The organism is Pseudarthrobacter sp. SORGH_AS 212, from assembly GCF_030818145.1.
GTDB lineage: Bacteria > Actinomycetota > Actinomycetes > Actinomycetales > Micrococcaceae > Arthrobacter.
Window position 1 is genome coordinate 3,782,084 of the sequence record NZ_JAUTAA010000001.1, and the last position, 20,734, is coordinate 3,802,817.

Below are 20,734 nucleotides of genomic sequence, written 5' to 3' on the forward strand. Positions count from 1 at the left end.
AGTGAAGTGAGAGAGATGACTGCCACTGCTACCGAACACGTAGCCGCAACGTCCGGTGCCACCGGCCGTATTGCGCGCGTAATCGGCCCGGTTGTCGACGTCGAATTCCCGGCTGACGCAATCCCGTCGATCTATAACGCCCTCACCACCGAGATTACTCTCAACGGTGAGACCAAGACCATCACGTTCGAGACCTCCCAGCACCTGGGCGACAACCTCGTCCGCGCCATCTCCCTGCAGGCTACTGACGGACTGGTCCGCGGCACCTCAGTGGTGGACTCCGGTGCCCCCATCTCCGTCCCCGTCGGCGACGGCGTCAAGGGCCACATCTTCAACGTGCTGGGCCAGCCCCTGGACGTTACCGAGTCGGAGCTGGACATCAGCGAACGCTGGCCGATCCACCGCAAGGCACCCGCCTTCGCTTCGCTCGAAGGCTCCACCGAGATGCTGGAAACCGGCATCAAGGTCATTGACCTTCTCACCCCATACATCAAGGGTGGCAAGATCGGCCTGTTCGGTGGCGCCGGCGTGGGCAAGACCGTTCTGATCCAGGAAATGATCACCCGTGTTGCCCGCAACTTCGGTGGTACTTCCGTGTTCGCCGGTGTTGGCGAGCGTACCCGTGAGGGCAACGACCTCTGGGTTGAAATGGAAGAGGCAGGCGTCCTCAAGGACACCGCCCTTGTATTCGGCCAGATGGATGAGCCGCCGGGAACGCGCCTCCGCGTAGCCCTGTCCGCCCTGACCATGGCGGAGTACTTCCGCGATGTCCAGAACCAGGACGTGCTGCTGTTCATCGACAACATCTTCCGCTTCACGCAGGCAGGTTCCGAGGTTTCCACCCTGCTCGGCCGCATGCCGTCCGCCGTGGGCTACCAGCCCAACCTGGCCGACGAAATGGGTCTCCTGCAGGAGCGCATTACCTCCACCAAGGGCCACTCCATCACCTCGATGCAGGCCATCTACGTTCCCGCAGATGACTACACCGACCCGGCCCCGGCCACCACGTTCGCGCACCTGGACGCCACCACGGAACTTTCCCGTGAAATCGCATCCCGTGGCCTGTACCCGGCCGTGGATCCGCTGACGTCCACGTCACGAATCCTGGACCCGCAGTACATCGGCAAGGACCACTACAACACGGCTGTCCGTGTGAAGCAGATCCTGCAGAAGAACAAGGAACTCCAGGACATCATCGCCATCCTCGGCGTTGACGAACTCTCCGAAGAGGACAAGATCGTCGTGTCGCGTGCACGCCGTATCCAGCAGTTCCTTTCGCAGAACACCTACACCGCCAAGCAGTTCACCGGCGTCGAAGGCTCCACGGTTTCCATCAAGGACACCGTCGAAGGCTTCACCGCCATCTGCGACGGCGAGCTCGACCACATTGCGGAGCAGGCGTTCTTCAACGTCGGCGGCCTCGATGACGTTGAGCGCCAGTGGGCCAAGATCCAGGAACAGACCAAGTAATATGGCTGAGCTTGAGGTTGAGATTGTCGCAGCGGACCACTTTGTGTGGTCCGGAGCGGCCACGATGGTCAAGGCCCGCACCAGTGATGGTGAGATCGGAATCCTGCCCGGCCACTCGCCCCTGCTGGCGATCCTGGCCGAAGGTGAACTCGCGATTCAGCCGGTGTCCGGGGACCGTATTGCGGTCGATGTTGACGGCGGGTTCTTCTCCGTCGACAACAACCGGGTAGTCATTGTTGCTGACAACGCCCAGCTGGGCGGCTCGGCTACCGCTGGGATCCGCTAGCACGACCTTGATGGACGCACCGGGTATTTCGTTCATCGCACTGGCAGTCGCCTTCGGATTGCTGATTTTTGCACTGTGCCTTTCGGGGGTGCGCCGCTTTAACCTGCGGCGTGCCCTCGGCACGGTGGACGCCTCCATTTGCATGGCTGGAAACAGCTGGCAGATGGGGGTTTGTCGTTATCAGGACAACGACCTTGAGTGGTTCCGGCTGCTCTCGCTCAGTGTCCGCCCAAAACACAAGTTCAAGCGGCATTCCCTTGAACTCCTTGGCCGCCGCAAGCCCACCGAAGCCGAAGCCGTCAAGGTACAGCCGGACGTCGTCATCGTGGAGCTGCGCTACGAGGGCCAGGACCTCCGGCTCGCCATGAAGTTCGATGCCTACACGGGCCTGTCTTCGTGGCTGGAAGCCGGTCCGGTCATCGGCGTCGGCACCTGGCGTTAGCCGCGTGGACTGGATCTTTGATGTCCGGCTGACCGACGGCCCCCTCTACTGGGCCTCGCTGATCCTGGGCCTCGCCGGAGCCGCGTTCCTCCTGCTGCCGCCGCCGCCGTACGGTCCGCTGCACTGGCTCTACCGGGTCATTGCCGCCGTTGCCGTGGCCTTTGCGCTGGTGGCCTCTGTCCACTGGGCGCTTATCAACCTGTATTCCGTTTTCCCGGAAAACATCCCGGACCCGGTCCTCCTGTGGCTGGTGCCCGCTGTGGCCGCGGTCCTCCTGTGGCTGTTCCTCCTGCCGCGCAACTCCTGGCGCCGCCGTGGCGGTGGCCTGGCGGCCGTACTGCTGGTGATTGCCCTGTCGAGCGTGCAAATCAACGCCTACTTCGGCCTCAACCGCACGGTGAGCGACCTGATGGGCACCGCCCTTGCCCGCATTCCTGCCCTGGAACAAAACCTCGTTAGGCCGGCGGGAACGCCCGACGGCGTGGCGCTGCAGGGCTGGCGCCCGCAAGGGGACATCCCGGACGGGGGAGTCCTGCGCAAGGCCGCCATTCCGGGCCCCATCTCCGGCATGGATACCCGGGACGCCTTCATCTACCTTCCTCCGGCGTACTTTGCACAGAACCGTCCGGCGTTGCCCGTTTTGGTCCTCATCGCCGGCCAGCCCGGTGGTCCGGCCGACTGGCTGACCGGCGGTGCCCTCCGCGGCCACATGGACTCCTTTGCTGCCGCGCATGGCGGCGTGGCTCCCGTGGTGGTGGTCCCCGACGCCAACGGGTCGCAGAACGCCAACACCATGTGCATGGACAGCCAGATCGCCCACGCTGATACCTATCTGTCGCAGGATGTGCCGCGGTGGATCAGCTCCACCCTTGCCGTTGACACGAACAATGCGCACTGGGCGGTAGGGGGATTCTCATTCGGCGGCACCTGCGCCATCCAGCTGGGAACCCGCCACCCGGACCTGTTCCCCGAGGTCCTCGCATTCTCTGCGGAAGCCGAGCCCGCCATCGCCAAGGAACGCCAGAAGACCATCGACACCGCCTTCCCGGGGGACCCCGAGGCGTTCCGGCGGCAGACGCCGCTGGCCATCATGGCGGACAAGCGTTTTGACGGCCACGGCCTGTACCTGACAGCAGGGCAGAACGATACTGAGTTCGTGGGCTACCTCAGGACCCTGGCCGCCGCCGCCCAGGACGCCGGATTCACCGTGCGCGCCTACGAGGTGGAGCACACCGGGCACTCCTGGGACACGTCGTCCAGGCGGTTCGGCGATGCCCTGCAGTTCCTCGCAGACCAGTGGGCGGCCGGCGGATGAGCGGCGGACAGGACACCCGGACCATGGCTTTGGCCTGGGACACCGTGGTCCGCCCAGCGCTGGGCAGGGCAGCAGCGGGGCTGAAGGCCATGCCGTTCACGCTTGCCGTCCTTGCCCTGTTTGTGGGGACCGGCGCGGCGACGGACAGCTTCCTGGCCGGTCCCTCCGAGCAGCTGCTGGATGTGGCCGGCGTCAGCGGTCCCGGACTGCGCGAGGGCCGCTGGTGGTCGCTGTTCACCAGCCTCTTCTTCGCCACCAACCCCACCGCTTATGTGGTGGCGGCATTGATGATCATTGTGCTGCTGGGCCTGGCCGAACGAAAACTCGGATTCCGGGCTGCCGCTGCACTGTTCCTGGGCGGCCAGTTCGCGGCCGTCACGCTGTTCCTCCTGGTCACCCAGCTCGCGGCCTACGTGGGGGACGGCTGGCTCGACACCATGACCGACGTCATCCTGATTGGCCCCTACGCCCCGGTGCTCGCCGCAGGCATGGCAGGCAGCGCCCGGCTGCCGGTGCTCTGGCAGCGGCGCCTGCGGACGGCGGCACTCTCGATCTCGCTCCTGCTGGTCCTGTACGTGGGCCATGCCGAGACGGTGATCGGACTCCTGGGCGCACTGCTGGGGCTGCTGGTGGGCTGGTGGATCCAAGGGGACGAAGGCAGGCTCCACCGGCACCGCTCCACCGGAAGGGAAGCCCGAAACCTGCTGGCCCTGATGGTGGCCGTGTTCGCCGTCGGGCCCATCCTCACCGGGATCACCCGGGCGCCCACCGGGCCGCTGGCGCTGCTCCGGGACGTTGTCCTGAACCCGCTGCCCACGCTGGGCCAACTGGCTTTCAATTGCGGGGCCACCGTGGAAGCGTCCTGCCTTGAAGCGGGAAGGGCAGGTTTCGCCGGTCCGTTCGGCCTGGCGCTGGCAGTAGTCCCGGTGGTCCTGCTGCTGATTTGCGCCGACGGGATGCGCCGGGGACGCAGGATGGCGCTGAACATTGCGTTGGCGATCCAGCTGGCCGTGACGGCCCTGGCCGCCGTGTACCTTGCACTGTTCGCCCTCGTTCCCTCCCGGCCGCAGGGCCCCCACGCAGCGCCCATGGGGTCCGCCTTTGTCCATGTGCTTCCGCTGGTAGTGGTGCCGCTGCTGCTGTCCGTCATCCTGTGGCTGAACCGGAGGCAGTTCCGGGTGCAGACCCTCCCCACCGCCCGGCGCACGCTTACCGTCCTGGTGGGCGGCTCCTGGGGGGTGCTGGCTGCCGCGTATGCCACCGCATGGTTCGCCTCTGGCGGGATGTCCCGCGACGGCGGCATGCTGGGCCTGTTTGCCGAGTTGGCCAGGCAGTACGTACCGGTGCCGATTCCGCAGCATTACCACCGTGTCTTCGCGGACCGCAACACTGTGGAGGCCGTCCTCTTCGCCTATTCCGGACCGGTGTTCTGGCTCATTGCGCTGGCAGCCGTATGGTGGGCGCTGCTGGGTGGAAACCATGGCCACGACTCCGGCCGGCAGGACAGGGCACGGGCGCGGACGCTGCTCCACCAGGGCGGCGGCCCGCTGTCCTGGATGGCCCTGTGGGAACCGAATACCTATTGGTTCAGCCCGGACGGCCAGGGCGCCATGGCCTACCAGCGGCACGGCAGTGTGGCCCTCACCCTCGGATGTGCCATCGGCCCCGCCGGATCCCAACTTGCCGTCACGGAGGGATTCCTCTCCCATTGCCGGCGCGAGGCGCTGATTCCGGCACTGTATTCCTGCGACGACACCGTCTGGCCGTTCCTGCGTGAGCGCGGCTTCTCCCGGGTATCGGTGGCCCAGGAAACCCGGCTGGCCATCCGGGAGCTGGAATTCAAGGGCAAGGAGTGGCAGAACGTCCGGACTGCGCTGAACCGGGCAGCCAAGCTGGGAGTCCATGCCGTCTGGGGTCCCTACAGCGGGCTGCCGGTTGCCTTGCGCACCCGGCTGAGCGAAGTGTCCGAGGAATGGGCCGCCGGAAAGTCTGTTCCGGAAATGGGGTTCACCCTTGGCAGCGTGGACGGGCTCGACGACGATGAGGTGCTGTGCTGCCTTGCCGTTGACGGTGAGGGCAGGGTCCATGGGTTCACCAGTTGGCTTCCCGTGTACGACGACGGCCGCCTCGTCAGCCGGACGCTGGACGTGATGCGCCGGGGCGCCGAGGGTTTCCCCGGCGTGATGGAGTTCCTGATCGCCTCTGCTGTCCTGGAACTGCGCGACTCCGTGGAGGTAATTTCGCTGTCCGGCTCACCGCTCGCGAATGACGGCGCTTCCGAGGACACTGCCCAGGGGGGAGCCAAGAACCTGGTCCGCATCCTGGACCTGGTGGGACACGCGCTGGAGCCCGTCTACGGCTTCCGGTCATTGGCGGCCTTCAAGTCCCGTTTCAAGCCGGAGTACCGGGCGTTGTACCTCTACTACCAGGACCCCCTGCAGCTGCCGGCAATCGGCCGCGCCCTCACCCGGGCCTACCTGCCTGGCCTGTCACTGCCCCAGGGCGCGAGACTGGTCCGGAATTTAGTCTGACAAAGACGGCGTCCGCTGCCACATAAACGCCCGGACCGGGCCGGCATAAAGCAAAGGCCAAAGGCCACCCAAACAATGCGGCGGGCAAAAGAATGGTCCCCGGCACGTGTGCCGGGGACCATTCTTTGCTGATGAGGCTTAGCAGTCTGTCCGCAGACTAGACGAGCGTAACGCCGGTGGCCTGCGGGCCCTTGGCGCCCTGGCCGATCTCGAACTGAACGCGCTGGTTCTCGTCGAGGGTCTTGAAACCGCCGGTCTGGATCTCGGAGTAGTGGACGAAGACGTCGCCGTCGGAGTCGTCCGGGGTAATGAAGCCGAAGCCCTTTTCAGCGTTGAACCACTTCACAGTTCCCTGTGCCATTTATTTCTCCTCATTGTGGAACTTTCTTAAGATCGGCACACTTCGTACCGGCCTTGGTCACTCCGCGAGAAGAATCCTGAATAGCCGTCCGGAATAGGAACTGGCCCTGCAGGAGCTTCGCGCTCGCAACATGTCTTGCGAGCATGAAAAACACCTACACAAAGACTGACTTAAGAATTTCATGCCCGTTCCCGCAGGTCAACGCTTCGGCGGCGGAAACGGACAAATTTTAGGTAAAAACCGGGTTGCGGGCCTTCTGCGAACACAATTGGCCAATGCCGGAAGGACAAATGGCGTTAGAAGAGCCGGGATTCACTGTCGTCGACACCGCGCATTGCGTCGTAATCCAGGGTGACGCAATCAATCCCGCGGTCGTTGGCGAGTACCTTGGCCTGCGGCTTGATCTGCTGGGCAGCGAAAATGCCGCGCACCGGTGCCAGGAGGGGGTCGCGGTTCAACAGCTCGAGGTAGCGGGTGAGTTGCTCCACGCCGTCGATGTCCCCGCGCCGCTTGAGTTCGATGGCCACCGTTGCGCCGTCGCCGTCCCGGGCCAGAATGTCCACCGGGCCGATGGCCGTGAAGTATTCGCGCCGGATCAGTGAATAGCCTGTTCCCAGCGTTTCGATCTGGTCGGCCAGGAGCCGCTGGAGGTCCGCTTCCACGCCGTCCTTGATCAGGCCCGGGTCCACGCCGAGGTCGTGCGAGGTTTCGCTGAGCTTTTCATGGATATTGATGATCAGCCGGTCATCCGTCTTGGCGGACTGGACCGTCCATAGCTCCGCGACTCCCAGCTCCAGGTCTACGTCCTCCGGTGACGAAACACGGAGCGTGGCCGGCGGGCTCATCCAGTTCAGGGGCTTGTACGAGCCACCGTCTGAATGCACAAGGACAGAGCCGTCCGCCTTGACCAGCAGGAGCCTGGTGGCGAGGGGCAGATGGGCTTTGAGCCGGCCAACATAATCAACGGAGCATCGGGCAATCACAAGTCGCACGCCGTACACACTACCGGGTACCGGCGCGGGAAGACCGACGTGGACGCCGGCGGCAGTGCATCACCCGTCGCGGAGAGACTGCAGTGGCGTCCCGTCCCGTTGGGGCAGAATGGAGGCATGCCGCGCTCCAACCGTCCCCGCCGTCCCGTGTCCGGGAAGGCTGCGGCAACCGGGCGGGGAACCGGGAAAAAGGGGAACGGTGACATTCCCGAGCTGGACCTCGAACGGGCCCGGGCAGGTATCGCCCGCCGGGAGAGCGCCCCGGACGGGGAATGGATGGTCCGCAGCATGACAGCGCGGAACGCGGCGAAGACCTACATCTGCCCCGAATGTTCCACCGCCGTGCTGCCCGGGGTGGCGCACCTGGTGGTTTGGAAGGACGACCACCTGTTCGGTGCCGCCGCCGGCCTCGCCGAACGCCGCCACTGGCACACGAACTGCTGGAATTCACGCAGCTACCGGTACCGGTGACGCGGCACTGAACGGCCGGCGCGGGGGAGCCCCGGCCCGGGAAGCCGCCCGCTGTCGCTAAGCTGGCAGGCATGACTTTTGATCCGGCGTCGTACGAATTCAGCCAGGCCGCTAGCCCCGTTCCCATCCGTGCCTCCACAGTGCTGCCGGCCAGGCGCGAGAACGTCGAGCTGCAGACAGCGGACGGGCACACGCTGGTGGGCGAGCTCGCCCTGCCGGAGTCCGGCGAGGTCCGGGCCACGCTGATCACGCTGCACCCGCTTCCCACGCACGGCGGCTTCATGGACTCGCACGTCTACCGCAAGGCGTCCTACCGGCTGCCGGCGCTGGCCGGCATCGCCGTGCTGCGTTTCAACACGCGCGGCACCGGCTCCCCCCGGGGCACCAGCACAGGTGCGTTCGAGGAAGGCATCGGTGAACGCCACGACGTGGAAGCGGCGGTCCGCTTCGCCGTCGAACGCGGACTGCCCAACCGGTGGCTGGTGGGCTGGTCCTTCGGCACGGAACTGGCCCTGATGTACGGGGCCACCGAACCTGTCGCTTCGCAGGTGGAGGGTGCTGTCCTGCTGTCCCCGCCGCTGCACCGGGCCACGGACAAACACCTGCAGCTGTGGGCCGAATCAGGCAAACCGCTGACGGTCCTGGTGCCGGAGCACGATGACTTCCTCCAGCCCGCCGAGGCGGCAGCCCGCTTCAGCCTGGTTCCCCAAGCGCACGTGCTGGGCGTGGACGGCGCAAAGCATCTGTGGGTGGGCGAGAAGTACGCTGCACGGGTCCTGAACGAGATTGTGGGGCGGGTGTCCGCCGCGGGCGGGAACGCCGCTGCGCTGCCGACGGAGTGGGACGGGCCTACGGCGACTGCCGCCTCCTGACCCGTCCCTTAATAGGGCATCCCTGCGGTTGTCAGGCTAGTGCTGGTCCTGCCGGACGATGTAGATCTCCTTGATCAGCAACAGGATGGCAGCCGCGGTGGGAATCGCGATGAGTGCGCCGAGGACCCCCAGCAGGCTGCCGCCGGCGATCACTGATATGACGGCGACGGCACCGGGAACGGCCACAGCCTTCTGCATGATGCGCGGCGAGATGAAGTAGGCCTCGAACTGGAGGTAGGCAAAGTAGCAGATGGCGTAGATGGCGGCCGTCTGCCAGCCCACCGTCAGGGCGATCAGGACCACGACGACTCCGGCGATCATGGCACCCACCAGCGGGATGAAGGCAAGCAATGCCACCACGAACGCGAGCAGCAGGGCGAACGGGATACCCACGATCGACATAACGATGAAGGCAAAGGTGGCATTGAGCAGCGCAACGCAGGCCTGGCCGATGACGTAGTTGCCCACGGACTTGGTGATAGCGTCCGACAACGCCTCCACCCGGTGCCGGCGGGAACGCGGTGCCAGCCGGTAACCCCATTTCTTCATCGCCGGCAGGGCGGCCAGGAAGTAGAGGCTCAGCACCAGGACAATCAGGGCACCGAAGAGGCCATTGGCCACCGTGGAGCCGAACCCCACGACGCCGCCGGCGATTCCGCCCACGGCGTTGGGATCGTTGACGAACTTATTCAGCTCTTCGGCGATCCGGTCCCGGACACCGAACTGGTCATCAAGGGTGCGGAAAAGGTCCGAATTCATGAAGTCGCGCACCCACGTGGGCGCCTGCTCCACTATTTCGGTGACCTGCTGAATGATCGTGGGAATCAGGGTGGCAAAGAAGCCCACGACGGCGATAACCAGCACCGAGACTGACATCAGGATTCCGGCCGGCCGGGGGATCTTCCGGTTCTCGAGCCACTTGACCACAGGCTCCAGGCCCAGCGCGATGAAGAGCGCCGCAACGATCCACAGGAGAAGTTGGGTGGTGTGGGACCCGATCCAGTAGACCAGCAGCGCCACACCGACGCCGACTGTCCCCATGAAGCCCATGTAGAGCGGGTGCTGCGGGGACATCCGTGGCCCGGGCGCGCCGAACTGGGGACGCGCTACGCCGTCGGGGTCCTCGGTGGTCTGGTCCTGCTGGGAGTATTCCGGCGGCATCTCGAAGCGGAGCCGCGGCTGCGCGCCGGGAAGCGGCTGCCGGAGGCGGCGGGCGAGGAAACCCAGCGCTGCTGCGGCGGCGCCCTTCCGGCCGGCAGTTCCGGAATCCTGGGGGACCGAGGGCGACGGCCCAACGTCCCGTGGATCGCCTGCTGCCTGGGAGGACCCGTCCGTCTTGTCAGTCACTGGTTTTTGGCGCCTGTTCCGTGCATGGCACCGCCTTGGCGGGCCGGTGTGATGATCATCGCAAACACTATCAGCAGGCTTGTCAACACCTGCGGAGGAGCCCCGCGGCGACGCTTTGCGCGGTGAGCCGAAATGCGATTAAACGGGCCTGAACTGGGGCTCGTGGTAACAAAATGGTTACTATTGAAGCTAAACCCCGCTGATGATAGGTGTTCCCTTGCGTTTAAAGACTGCAGCCGCACTTGTGCTGCTCGGCCTCCTGACACTTCTGGCCGGTATCGGCCAGAAGACCATCTGGGCCCCTTCCGAGACCTTTACGGCGTCCGCGCCGGCCGACACTGCGGCAGCTCCGCTGACCGTCTTCGACCAGAAGCTGCGGACACTCCACGGCGGAACCGTCAAGATCGATGTGCAGGGCGACGGCAATTTCATGCTCGCCGCGGGCCGGCCCGACGACGTCGAGGCCTGGGTGGGCACCGCTGCCCACAACACCATCACGGGAACGTCGGAGGACGGCAAGTCCCTGCAGGTTGAACACACCGACGGCGAGGCTGCGGCACCCAACCCTGCAGGATCCGACCTTTGGGTCACCACGGAGAATGCCAGCGGTGAGCTCGAGTACTCCTGGACCCCTCCTGCAGACGGCGACTGGACGTTGCTGCTGGCCGCCGACGGAACAAAGGCTGCTCCCGCGACGGTCTCGATGACCTTCCCCAACGACACCGCCACCCCCTGGGCCATCCCGCTGATGGTCCTCGGCGCACTGCTCATCCTTGGCGGAATTGTCCTCGCAGTGCTCTCTGCCCGCCGGCGCGACGGTGACGGCGACGGCGAGGGCAGCGGATTCGCCCAGCGTGCCCGTGCCCGCAAGCAGGCCCGCACCTCCTCCAGGGTCACCATGGCGGCCGCCGGCGTGGCAGCCGCGGTGCTCGCCGGCACAGGAACTGCCGCCACCGCCGCTACGTCGCCTGCCCCCGCGCCCACAGGCTCGGCCTCCGCGCCGGCCGCCCAGGGCGGCAACGCCGCTCCCGTCCTGCTGGACGTGCAGTTCCGCCGCATCCTGGAGCAGGTATCCAGTGCCGCCGACGCCGGCGACGCCGCCAAGGATGCTGCCAAGCTGGCCGACCGGGTGGGCGGCACGGAGCTGGAAGTCCGTACCTCGAACTACAAGATCCGCTCGCAGGTGGGCTCATATGAGGCCCGCATGCCGGTCCGTTCCACCAAGCTCCTGACGACGGCGGTCACCACGGACCGCGGATGGCCGCGCTCGGTCCTCGCCGTTTCCCAGGGCGACGGCAACGTGGTTCCCCAGCTGCTGACCCTCGTCCAGAAGTCGCCGCGGGAAAACTACAAGCTGATGGAGACCACGCCGCTCCAGCCGGGCACCACGTTCCCCGCCATCAGCCGGAATGGCACCGAAACCGTGGAAGCGAAGGACAAGACCGGCCTGCTGTACACGGGAGAAGAGGCCCTGTCGGGCCTGGCCGACCGGCTTAGCAATGCCGATTCGGCGTTCAAGGACAAGATCGTGGAAGGCGAATCCTCGCCGTACATTGCCGACACCCTGTCCTACCAGGCCGAAGTGGTCAAGGCCGGCGAAAACGGGAACTTCTCGTTCACCCACAAGGTGGTCCCCGAAGGCACAGTGGTGTTCCGCACCGAAGATGGCGGCGCACTGGTGCTGGGCCGCATCAACTTTGGCTTCGAAGGAACCCCGAAGGCCGCCGGGGACAAGCTCTCCATTGGTGACGACGCTGCAGCCCTGGCCGGAGGCAAGGAAACCACCACCGGCATGGTCCTGAGCTTCGCCGAGTCGGTAGCGGTCTATGTGCCGCCGGCTGGTTCCTCCGACCCCATGAAGCTTGTGGCAGCAACCCGCGGGCTCGTGGGCGCCAGCTTCAAGTAACCGCCCGCACCAAGTAGTCCCATTACCGCAGTACCACCGGCAGCGGCCGCAGTGGCTAGAGTGGGAAGCATGAGTTCGCCTGCTTCCCGTCCAGTCCCTCCGGCCGCTGCCAACCTGCTTAACCTGCGCGGCGCCGTCGACCTTTCCAGCCTGAAGCAACGCCCCGCCGCTCCGTCGCCGTCGCCGTCAGCGGCCCCGCCGGCACTTGACGGCCCGGCGGGCACCCCGGCTGCCGGTGCGCCGGGCGGGCCCGGAAATGGCCCCGAGCTGAGGGTCGACGTGACGGAGCAGAACTTCCAGCAGCTCGTGGAGCTCTCCGCGCAGGTGCCTGTGGTCTTTGCCCTGTGGGCTCCGTACTCCCCGGAATCCGCTGCGGCCCTTGAGGTCCTTGACCGTGTGGTGGCCGGCTACGGCGGCCGGCTGGTCCTGGGCGCCGCGGACATCGAAGCGTTCCCGCAGCTTGCCCAGGCCTTCCAGGTCCAGGCCGTGCCCACCGCAGTGGCCGTCCTGAAGGGGCAGCCGGTTCCCCTCTTCCAGGGCCATGCCGAGGAAGAGCAGGTTCGGAGCCTCTTCGACGAGCTGCTGAAAGTTGCCGCCGCCAACGGTGTCACCGGCAGCCTGAACGCCGGGGACGGCGGCGAACCGGAAGAAGCGCCCTTGCCGCCGCTGCACCAGGCCGCGTACGACGCCATCGAGGCCGGGGACTATGAGTCAGCAGCCGAAGCGTACCGGCAGGCCCTTAACGAGATGCCGTCCGATCATGAGGCCAAGGCCGGCCTGGCACAGGTGGAGCTGATGGCCAGGCTCCAGGTGGTGTCCGCCCAGGACAGCGAAGCCGTCCGGGCCCTCGCAGCCAACGAGCCGGACAACATTGAAGCGCAGCTGGGAGTCGCGGACCTGGATGTCGCCGGGGGCCATGTGGAAGATGGGCTGAACCGCGTGGTGGCGTTCATCGGCCGGAACTTCGGCCCGGAGCGCGAGACCGCACGGGTGCGGCTGCTGGAGCTGTTCGACGTCGTAGGAGCCTCGGACGAACGCGTGGCCAAGGCGCGCCAGGCCCTGGCGAGGGTGCTCTTCTAGTGCCGGCGCTCTTTGAGCCGCTGAAGTTGAGGTCGCTGGAACTGCCGCACCGGGGCTGGGTATCGCCCATGTGCCAGTACAGCTGCGACCCCGACGCCGGCCCGGGAGTTCCCAACGACTGGCACCTGATGCATTTGGGCTCCTTTGCCGCCGGCGGGGCCGCGCTGATCCTCACCGAGGCAGCAGCCGTGAACCCCGAAGGCCGCATCAGCCCGCGCGACGCAGGCATCTGGAACGACGATCAGGTGCAGGCCTGGCGGCGGATCACCACGTTCGTTCACCAGCACGGTACCGGCGGGGCCAGGATCGGCGTCCAGTTGGCCCACGCCGGCCGGAAGGCCTCCACGTTCTGGCCGTTTTCCGGCAGGCGCGGGACCGTGCCCGAAGCCGAGGGCGGCTGGACCACGGTGGGCCCGTCGGCGCTCGCCTTCGAGGGGTATGACGTTCCCGCGGCCATGACCGGGAACCAGATCCAGGCAGTGATCGCGGATTTCGCAACTGCTGCGGCGCGGGCGGTCGACGCCGGCTTCGACACAGTGGAGATCCACGGCGCCCACGGCTACCTGCTGCACCAGTTCCAGAGCCCCTTGAGCAACACCCGTGACGACGAATGGGGCGGCGACGAGAAGCGGCGGAACCGCCTGATGCTCGCCGTCATCGATGCCGTCCGGGCCGCCATCCCGGACTCGATGCCGCTCCTGCTGCGGATTTCCGCCAGCGACTGGGCGCCGGGCGGTATCGGCCTGCCGGAGTCTGTCCGCCTGGCGCGCGAGGCCGCGGAGCATGGCGTGGACCTGATCGACGTTTCCAGCGGGGGAGCGGTGGCCCATCAGGAAATCACCGTGGGACCGGGTTACCAGACCGGTTTCGCCGCCGCCATCCGGGAGGAAGCCGGAGTGCCCACTGGCACCGTGGGACTCCTGACCTCCGCCGGGCAGGCGGAGCATGCCGTGGCCACAGGCCAGGCGGATGCGGTGCTGATTGCCAGGGCGGCGCTCCGCGACCCGCACTGGTGGCTTCGGGCGGCCTTCGAGCTGGGCCATGACCTGCCCTGGGTTCCGCAGTATGAGCGCGCCATTCCGCGGCGCTCGTTCTGAGGAGACAGTCCTTGAACGGGCAGTCCGGTCCGAAACCATCCGATGACGCAGCACCCCGCGGCGCCGTCCCGTCGGGCAACTCCGCGTCAGGCTCTTCCCCCTCCGAGCCCACGGGCCGGGAGCTGGAGGCTGCCATCCTGAAGCTGCTGGCCGCCCGGGCAGCCACGTCCACCATTTGCCCGTCCGATGCCGCCCGCGCCGTGGGCGGGGAGCACTGGCGGGCTCTGATGGAGCCGGTCCGCCAAGCCGCCCGCCGGCTGGTTGACGCTGGCGACGCCGAAGTCACCCAAGGCGGTTCCGTGGTGGATCCGGCCACTGCCAAGGGCCCCATCCGCATCCGCAAGGTCCGTTAGGGGCCCGTCCGCGGACGCCGTCGTACGCCTTTGTCGCTACTCCTCCGGGAGGACCCCAGGGGCGGCACCCGCGGGCTAGTCTGGCTTCATGACTGCTCCGCAACCGCACCCGGCGCTTCCACCCACCCCTGCCGGCCCACCCCCGGGCGGGGCCGTTCCGGCCCTTTCCATCCGGGGGCTGGCCAAGCGTTTTGGCACCAAGATCGCCGTCGACGGAATCAGCCTCGATGTCCCGGCCGGCTCCTTCTACGGCATCGTGGGTCCCAACGGCGCCGGCAAGACCACCACCCTGTCGATGGCGACGGGGCTTCTCCGCCCGGACTTCGGCACAGCCCTGGTGCATGGCGTGGATGTGTGGGCGAATCCACTGGAGGCCAAACGGCTGATGGGCATCCTCCCGGACGGCGTCCGGCTCTTCGACCGCCTCACCGGAGAACAGCTCATCACCTATGCCGGGCTGCTGCGTGGCATGGACCGCGGGGTGGTGGCTTCCCGGGTGGGCGAGCTGCTCGCTGCCATGGACCTGGCCCAGGACGCCGGCACCCTGGTGGTGGACTACTCGGCCGGCATGACCAAGAAGATCGCCCTTGCCTCCGCATTGATCCACGCCCCGCGGCTCCTGGTCCTCGATGAACCCTTTGAAGCTGTGGACCCGGTCTCGGCATCGAACATCCGGTCAATCCTGGACAGCTACGTCGCCTCGGGCGGGACAGTCATTGTCTCCAGCCATGTGATGGACCTGGTGCAGCGCATGTGCGACCACGTGGCAGTGGTGGCCGGTGGCCGCCTGCTGGCCGCCGGAACCGTTGACGAAGTACGCGCCGGGGCCTCCCTGGAAGACCGGTTCGTCCAGCTGGTGGGCGGCCGAAGCCACACGGAAGGGCTGGAATGGTTGCGCACCTCCTAAGGCTCAAGCTGACACTGCTGCGCAACGGACTCAAGCGCAGCCCGTGGCAGATCGTGGGTATCGCCTTCGGCGCCCTCTATGCCGTGGGAATCGTGGGGGCGCTGGTTGTGGCGCTGATCATGCTGGGCCGCGAAAGCCACGAAATTGCACAGACTGCCGTGGTGCTGGGCGGATCGCTCGCCATTCTTGGGTGGGGGCTCATCCCGGTGGCAGTATCCTCTGCCGACATGACCCTGGACCCGTTGCGGTTCACCACCTTCGCTGTCCCCATGCGGCAGCTGCTGGCCGGCCTCGCACTGGGCGGCCTGATTGGGATCCCCGGGGTGGCCACCGCTCTGGTGGGCCTCGCCACCGTGGCAACCTGGTCACGGGGCATCCTTTCGGCCGGCGCCGCACTTGTGGGGGCCGTCCTGGGAATCCTGACCTGCATTCTCCTGTCCAAGGTAGTGACCACGGCTACGGCCAGCCTCGCCTCGTCCCGGCGCTTCAAGGACATCAGCGGCGTGGTCTTCATGATTCCGCTGATTTTGCTGGGACCCATCGTGGCAGGCGTGGCACAGGGGATTACCGCTTCCGCGGGGTTCCTGCCGGACTTCGCCCGTGCCCTTGCCTGGACACCGCTGGGTGCGGCCTGGTCCCTGGGCGGAGATGTTGACGCCGGGCAACCCGGCGCCGCCGGCCTGAAACTGCTGATTGCCGCCGCAACGCTGGCGGGCCTTACCTGGTGCTGGAAAGTCCTCCTGGAGCGTGCGCTGGTCAACCCTCCCTACGCAGGCGGTGGGAGCCGGAAGGGCGGAAAGCTGGGAATGTTCGCCCTGCTGCCGCCAACGCCCACCGGAGCCGTAGCCGCCCGTTCACTCACGTACTGGCTGCGGGACCCCCGCTACGGCGGATCGCTTATTGTCATTCCGCTGCTGGCCGTGGTGCTGTTCTTCCAGGCCAGCCAGGGCGACAGCCTGGGCGTACTTTCGGTGCTCGGGCCGCTCACGGCTTTCCTTATGGCCTGGTCCATTTCGGCCGACATTTCTTACGACAACACCGCCTTCGCCCTCCACCTGGCCACCGGGGTCCGGGGCACCGCAGACCGCCTGGGCCGGGCACTGGCGTGCCTGATCCTTTCCGTCCCGGTGGTGCTGGCGTTCACGGTGGTGCCGTTTGCCTTCACCGGGTCCTGGGAGTGGTTGCCGGGCGTGCTGGGCCTGTCGCTGGGCATGCTGCTCAGCGGGCTGGGACTGTCATCGGTGGTGTCCGCCCGGTACAACATCGCCGTTCCGCTGCCGGGTGACAGCCCGTTCAAGAAGCCACCGGGAAATGTTGGCCAGACCATGCTGGTGCAGTTCGGCGGCATGGGGGTGCTGGCCCTCCTGGTCATTCCGGAGGCCGCGCTGCTCATCGTGCAGAGCGTCACCGGGAATCCGTTCTTCGGGTGGCTGAACCTTGGCGTAGGCCTGGCCCTGGGGCTGGTACTTTTTTGTGGTGGGCGTCAGGATTGGCGGCCGCTGGCTGGAAGCCCGCGGTCCGGAAATGCTGGCCCAGCTCACTGTGAACCGTTGATCCACCACCTCCGAAGGACGGCTTGACGTGGAAGTTGTAATCCTTGGCGGCAGCCGTCCCATCGGGAAGCTTGCGGCTGACGCCATCGAACAGCTGTTGCGGCGCAAACCGGACGCTGTGCTGGGGCTGGCCACCGGCTCCTCGCCCCTGCCCGTCTACGAGGAACTGGCCGGGCGCCATGCAGCAGGGCTGGATTTCAGCCGTGCGTCAGGCTTCGCCTTGGATGAATACGTGGGACTTCCGGAAGGGCACCCGGAGCAATACCGGAACGTAATCCGCCGCGAATTCACCGACCGGATCAATATCGACCCCGCCAACGTCCATTCGCCGGACGGCTCCGCCGCCGACATCCCGGCAGCCTGCGATGCCTATGAAGCCGCCATCGCCTCGGCCGGGGGCGTGGACCTGCAGCTGCTGGGCGTTGGGACCGACGGTCACATTGGGTTCAACGAGCCCGGTTCCTCCTTCGCCTCGCGCACCCGGATCAAGAGCCTGATCGAACAGACCCGCAAGGACAACGCGCGGTTCTTCACCAGCCTGGCCGACGTTCCGCACCATGTGATCACGCAGGGCCTGGGCACCATCATGGACGCCCGGCACGTGATCCTGATCGCAACCGGAGCCCAGAAGGCACAGGCGGTCCGGGACTTCGTGGAGGGCCCCGTTGCTGCGATCTGCCCGGCCTCGGTCCTGCAGTTCCACCCGCATGCCACCGTCCTGGTGGACGAGGCCGCCGCTTCGGCCCTGAAACTCGCCGATTTCTACCGGCATACCTATGACAACAAGCCCTCCTGGCAGGGCATTTAGCGGCACCTCCGGCACGCGGGCGCGTCCCGGGAACGTACGACGGCGGGCATCGCCGGGGTGCGTCCTGCCCCCGCGGCCCTGCCCCCGGGCGCCGCGCCGCCGTCGGACGCAGCACTGCCGGAAAGGCTAAGATGGTTGGCATGACTAGCATGACGGACCCTCTCGAAAACGACCCGATGCGCGAGCTTTCCGGGGCTGGAACGTCCACGGCCACCATTGAGCGCGAAGAACTGCGCCAGGAGGTCGAACCGGGGGACCGGGAGCGCTTTTCGCACTACGTCCGCAAGGAAAAGATCATGGAGTCGGCGCTGAGCGGTGAGCCCGTCATCGCGCTGTGCGGCAAGGTCTGGACGCCGGGCCGGGATCCGAAGAAGTTCCCTGTGTGCCCCACGTGCAAAGAGGTCTACGAAGGGCTCCGCCCGGGCAATGACGGCGGCAAGGGTCCCGGAGGGGACTCAGGCAGCAACAAGTAGTGACGGAGACGCTCTTTGGCGGCCCCACCCTGCCCCCGGCCTATCCGGAACGCGCAGCCTGGGGAACCGCCCCGAAACTCCGTGCCTGGCAGCAGGAAGCACTTGACCTCTACCTGGCCAAAAGCCCCCGGGATTTCCTCGCGGTCGCAACGCCCGGCGCCGGTAAGACCACCTTCGCCCTGCGCATCGCCTCAACGCTCATCGATTCCGGCGCGGTAAACCGTGTGACCATCGTGGCGCCCACCGACCACCTCAAACGGCAGTGGGCTGACGCCGCGGCCAAGGTGGGCATCGCGATTGACCCCAACTTCAAGAACTCGGACGGCCAGCACGGCCGCGGATTCATCGGTGTCGCCGTCACGTACGCCCAGGTGGCCAGCAAACCGATGCTGCACCGCGCCAAGACCGAGGCCGCCCGCACCCTGGTGATCCTGGACGAGATCCACCACGGTGGCGAGGCCCTGTCCTGGGGCGACGGGCTGCGGGAGGCCTTCGACCCCGCGATCCGCCGGCTCGCGCTGACCGGAACACCGTTCCGTTCGGACACCTCGCCCATCCCGTTCGTGGAATACGCCGAGGACCGCGACGGCATCCGCCGCTCCCGGGCTGATTACACCTACGGCTATGGCAACGCCCTGCGGGACCATGTGGTCCGGCCCGTCATGTTCATGGCGTATTCGGGCCAGATGCGCTGGCGTACCAGTGCCGGCGAGGAGATGGCGGCGTCGCTGGGCGAGGCTGCCGTCACGAAAGACATCACTTCGCACGCCTGGCGGACCGCACTGAACCCGGCCGGTGAGTGGATCCCCGCCGTCCTCGCCGGAGCGGACAGGCGGCTCAGCGAGGTGCGCCGCACGGTGCCCGACGCCGGCGGCCTGGTGATCGCCACGGACCACGAGGACGCCCGGGCCTACGCCGGGCAGCTGAAGCGGATCACGGGGGAGTCGCCCACGGTGATCCTCTCCGACGACGCCAAGGCCTCGAGCAAGATCGAGGAGTTTACCGCCAGCGAAAAGCGGTGGATGGTGGCTGTCCGGATGGTGTCCGAAGGCGTTGACGTGCCGCGTCTGTCCGTTGGTGTGTACGCAACCTCAACGTCCACGCCGCTGTTCTTTGCCCAGGCTGTGGGGCGTTTCGTGCGTGCCCGCAAGCGAGGCGAAACTGCCTCGGTGTTCCTGCCGTCCGTCCCCACGCTGATGGCGCTGGCCAACTCCATGGAAATGGAGCGGGACCACGCCCTGGACCGGCCGGAGAAAGAAGACGGCGACGGCCTGTTCAACCCCGAGGACTCGCTGATGGCCGAGGCCAACCGGGAGGACAAAGCCTCGGACAGCCTCACCAAGGGCAAGTTCGAGGCGCTGGACTCGCAGGCGTCCTTCGACAGGGTCCTGTTCGACGGCGGCGAGTTCGGCACCGGCGGCGAGGTAGGGTCCGACGACGAGATGGACTTCCTGGGCATTCCCGGGCTCCTGGACGCTGAGCAGGTGGGCACGCTGTTGCGGCAGCGCCAGCATGAGCAGCTGAACCGGAAAAACCGGAAGGGGCCGGCAGCGGCGGAAACCGTCATCCCCGCGGTACCGGACCACAGGATGCTGATGGACCTGCGGAACGAGCTTGCGAAGAATGTGGCGGCATGGGCTGCCCGGACCGGCACTCCGCACGGCATGGTGCACACGAAGCTGCGCACCGTCTGCGGCGGTCCCGCGGTGGCCCAGGCCAACGAGGAACAGCTGCAGGCGCGGTTGCGGAAGCTTCAGGACTGGTTCGTCGGCCGCAAGTAGCCGCTGTGCCAAGAGGAATGGCCGGGCCCTAAGGCCCGGCCATTCCTCTTGGTTCCTGCTTTCAGGCGACGTCCACGCCGCCGAGTTCCATCTCTGCGACGGATTCTTCAAGGTCCTCAGCAATGCCTGCCGTGAGGGAACGGACCACGGTGACCGAGTATCCTGCCTGGACGGCGTCGAGTGAGGTGGCCAGCACGCAGTAGTCGGTGGCGATCCCAACCACCACAACGTCCTCGACGTCATGGCTTTGCAGCCAGTCGTCGAGGCCAACGGCGTCCCCGTCGGTCTCAAGGGCGTCTGCTGCTGAACCGGCCTGGCGCTCCCCGGTGGGGACCGCGTCCTCGGGTGCCAGCAGTCCCTCGAAGCCCGAGTACGCGGCAGCGTATTGGCCCTTCCGGAAGTACGCCTCGATGTATTCGGTGTCCAGGTCCCGATGGAGGTCCGCCCCGCGGGTTCCCGCGACGCAATGCGCCGGCCAGCTGTCCTTGAAATCAGGGGTTTCGGAAAAGTGTCCGCCCGGATCGATGTGCCAGTCCTGGGTGGCGACAATGTGGTCGAACTCGTTGTGGTGGGCGTCGACGTATTCGCTGATGGCGCCTGCCACGGCAGCGCCGCCGTCAACGGCAAGTGAGCCGCCCTCGCAGAAGTCGTTCTGGACGTCGACAATAATCAGTGCGCGTGACATCAGT

The 20,734-nt window shown here is 66.6% G+C and carries 19 protein-coding genes and 1 pseudogene; 16 read left to right on the plus strand and 4 right to left on the minus strand.

What is annotated here, in order from left to right; genetic code table 11:
• Positions 1-15: 15 nt before the first annotated feature.
• Genes atpD through QE394_RS17360 form a run of 5 tightly spaced genes read left to right on the plus strand, consistent with a single transcriptional unit; the run spans position 16 to position 6,044 of the window.
• Positions 16-1,470 (plus strand): F0F1 ATP synthase subunit beta, encoded by a 1,455-nt coding sequence (gene atpD / locus QE394_RS17340; RefSeq protein ID WP_015937516.1) that lies wholly within the window; start codon positions 16-18, stop codon positions 1,468-1,470.
• Between the two features lies 1 nt (position 1,471).
• Positions 1,472-1,756, plus strand: a complete 285-nt coding sequence (locus QE394_RS17345; protein WP_015937515.1) for a F0F1 ATP synthase subunit epsilon — start codon at positions 1,472-1,474, stop codon at positions 1,754-1,756.
• 10 nt (positions 1,757-1,766) lie between these two features.
• On the plus strand, positions 1,767-2,198 hold the full coding sequence (locus QE394_RS17350) for a DUF2550 domain-containing protein (protein WP_056085174.1): 432 nt from the start codon (positions 1,767-1,769) through the stop codon (positions 2,196-2,198).
• A gap of 4 nt (positions 2,199-2,202) precedes the next feature.
• Positions 2,203-3,513: an alpha/beta hydrolase-fold protein gene (locus QE394_RS17355; RefSeq protein WP_349035141.1), complete on the plus strand. Its 1,311-nt coding sequence runs from the start codon at positions 2,203-2,205 to the stop codon at positions 3,511-3,513.
• Positions 3,510-6,044, plus strand: a complete 2,535-nt coding sequence (locus QE394_RS17360) for a DUF2156 domain-containing protein (protein WP_349035142.1) — start codon at positions 3,510-3,512, stop codon at positions 6,042-6,044. The genes QE394_RS17355 and QE394_RS17360 overlap by 4 nt, the downstream gene beginning before the upstream one ends.
• Positions 6,045-6,201: 157 nt before the next feature.
• On the opposite strand, the gene QE394_RS17365 is transcribed toward QE394_RS17360, so the two are convergent.
• A complete protein-coding gene (locus QE394_RS17365) occupies positions 6,202-6,405 on the minus strand; it encodes a cold-shock protein (RefSeq protein WP_011692441.1) in 204 nt (67 codons plus the stop codon).
• A 296-nt stretch (positions 6,406-6,701) separates the two neighbouring features.
• Positions 6,702-7,397, minus strand: a complete 696-nt coding sequence (gene nucS, locus QE394_RS17370; RefSeq protein WP_349035143.1) for an endonuclease NucS — start codon at positions 7,395-7,397, stop codon at positions 6,702-6,704.
• A gap of 117 nt (positions 7,398-7,514) precedes the next feature.
• Here nucS and QE394_RS17375 point away from each other — a divergent pair, with 117 nt between their 5' ends.
• Entirely contained in the window at positions 7,515-7,868 is a 354-nt protein-coding gene (locus QE394_RS17375; RefSeq protein ID WP_056085177.1) for a hypothetical protein, read from the plus strand.
• Between the two features lie 71 nt (positions 7,869-7,939).
• Complete coding sequence (locus QE394_RS17380; protein ID WP_349035144.1) at positions 7,940-8,740, plus strand: alpha/beta fold hydrolase; 801 nt, start codon at positions 7,940-7,942, stop codon at positions 8,738-8,740.
• 36 nt (positions 8,741-8,776) lie between these two features.
• Here the strand turns inward: QE394_RS17380 and QE394_RS17385 are convergent, their stop codons facing one another.
• The gene (locus QE394_RS17385; protein ID WP_056085182.1) at positions 8,777-10,087 is read right to left on the minus strand and encodes an AI-2E family transporter; all 1,311 of its coding nucleotides are present in this window, start codon (positions 10,085-10,087) and stop codon (positions 8,777-8,779) included.
• Between the two features lie 202 nt (positions 10,088-10,289).
• Between QE394_RS17385 and QE394_RS17390 the strand changes: the two genes are divergently transcribed.
• From QE394_RS17390 to QE394_RS17430, 9 genes and pseudogenes are all read left to right on the plus strand, one after another.
• Complete coding sequence (locus QE394_RS17390) at positions 10,290-11,993, plus strand: hypothetical protein (RefSeq protein ID WP_261619542.1); 1,704 nt, start codon at positions 10,290-10,292, stop codon at positions 11,991-11,993.
• A 69-nt stretch (positions 11,994-12,062) separates the two neighbouring features.
• Positions 12,063-13,073, plus strand: coding sequence for a tetratricopeptide repeat protein (locus tag QE394_RS17395; RefSeq protein ID WP_056085187.1), 1,011 nt, complete (start codon positions 12,063-12,065; stop codon positions 13,071-13,073).
• A complete protein-coding gene (locus QE394_RS17400; protein WP_349035145.1) occupies positions 13,073-14,170 on the plus strand; it encodes an NADH:flavin oxidoreductase/NADH oxidase in 1,098 nt (365 codons plus the stop codon). The genes QE394_RS17395 and QE394_RS17400 overlap by 1 nt, the downstream gene beginning before the upstream one ends.
• Before the next feature lie 11 nt (positions 14,171-14,181).
• A complete protein-coding gene (locus QE394_RS17405; RefSeq protein WP_200937944.1) occupies positions 14,182-14,523 on the plus strand; it encodes a DUF3253 domain-containing protein in 342 nt (113 codons plus the stop codon).
• 88 nt (positions 14,524-14,611) lie between these two features.
• Positions 14,612-15,430: an ABC transporter ATP-binding protein gene (locus QE394_RS17410; protein ID WP_056085191.1), complete on the plus strand. Its 819-nt coding sequence runs from the start codon at positions 14,612-14,614 to the stop codon at positions 15,428-15,430.
• Positions 15,412-16,984: pseudogene (locus QE394_RS17415) on the plus strand (transporter). Before QE394_RS17410 ends, QE394_RS17415 begins: the two are co-directional and overlap by 19 nt.
• Positions 16,985-17,011: 27 nt before the next feature.
• Positions 17,012-17,791: a glucosamine-6-phosphate deaminase gene (gene nagB, locus QE394_RS17420; RefSeq protein WP_056085195.1), complete on the plus strand. Its 780-nt coding sequence runs from the start codon at positions 17,012-17,014 to the stop codon at positions 17,789-17,791.
• A gap of 131 nt (positions 17,792-17,922) precedes the next feature.
• The gene (locus tag QE394_RS17425; RefSeq protein ID WP_015937500.1) at positions 17,923-18,264 is read left to right on the plus strand and encodes a DUF3039 domain-containing protein; all 342 of its coding nucleotides are present in this window, start codon (positions 17,923-17,925) and stop codon (positions 18,262-18,264) included.
• Positions 18,264-20,045, plus strand: a complete 1,782-nt coding sequence (locus tag QE394_RS17430) for a DEAD/DEAH box helicase (protein WP_056085197.1) — start codon at positions 18,264-18,266, stop codon at positions 20,043-20,045. Before QE394_RS17425 ends, QE394_RS17430 begins: the two co-directional genes overlap by 1 nt.
• Before the next feature lie 61 nt (positions 20,046-20,106).
• Here the strand turns inward: QE394_RS17430 and QE394_RS17435 are convergent, their stop codons facing one another.
• The gene (locus QE394_RS17435; RefSeq protein WP_349035146.1) at positions 20,107-20,730 is read right to left on the minus strand and encodes an isochorismatase family protein; all 624 of its coding nucleotides are present in this window, start codon (positions 20,728-20,730) and stop codon (positions 20,107-20,109) included.
• Positions 20,731-20,734: the final 4 nt, after the last annotated feature.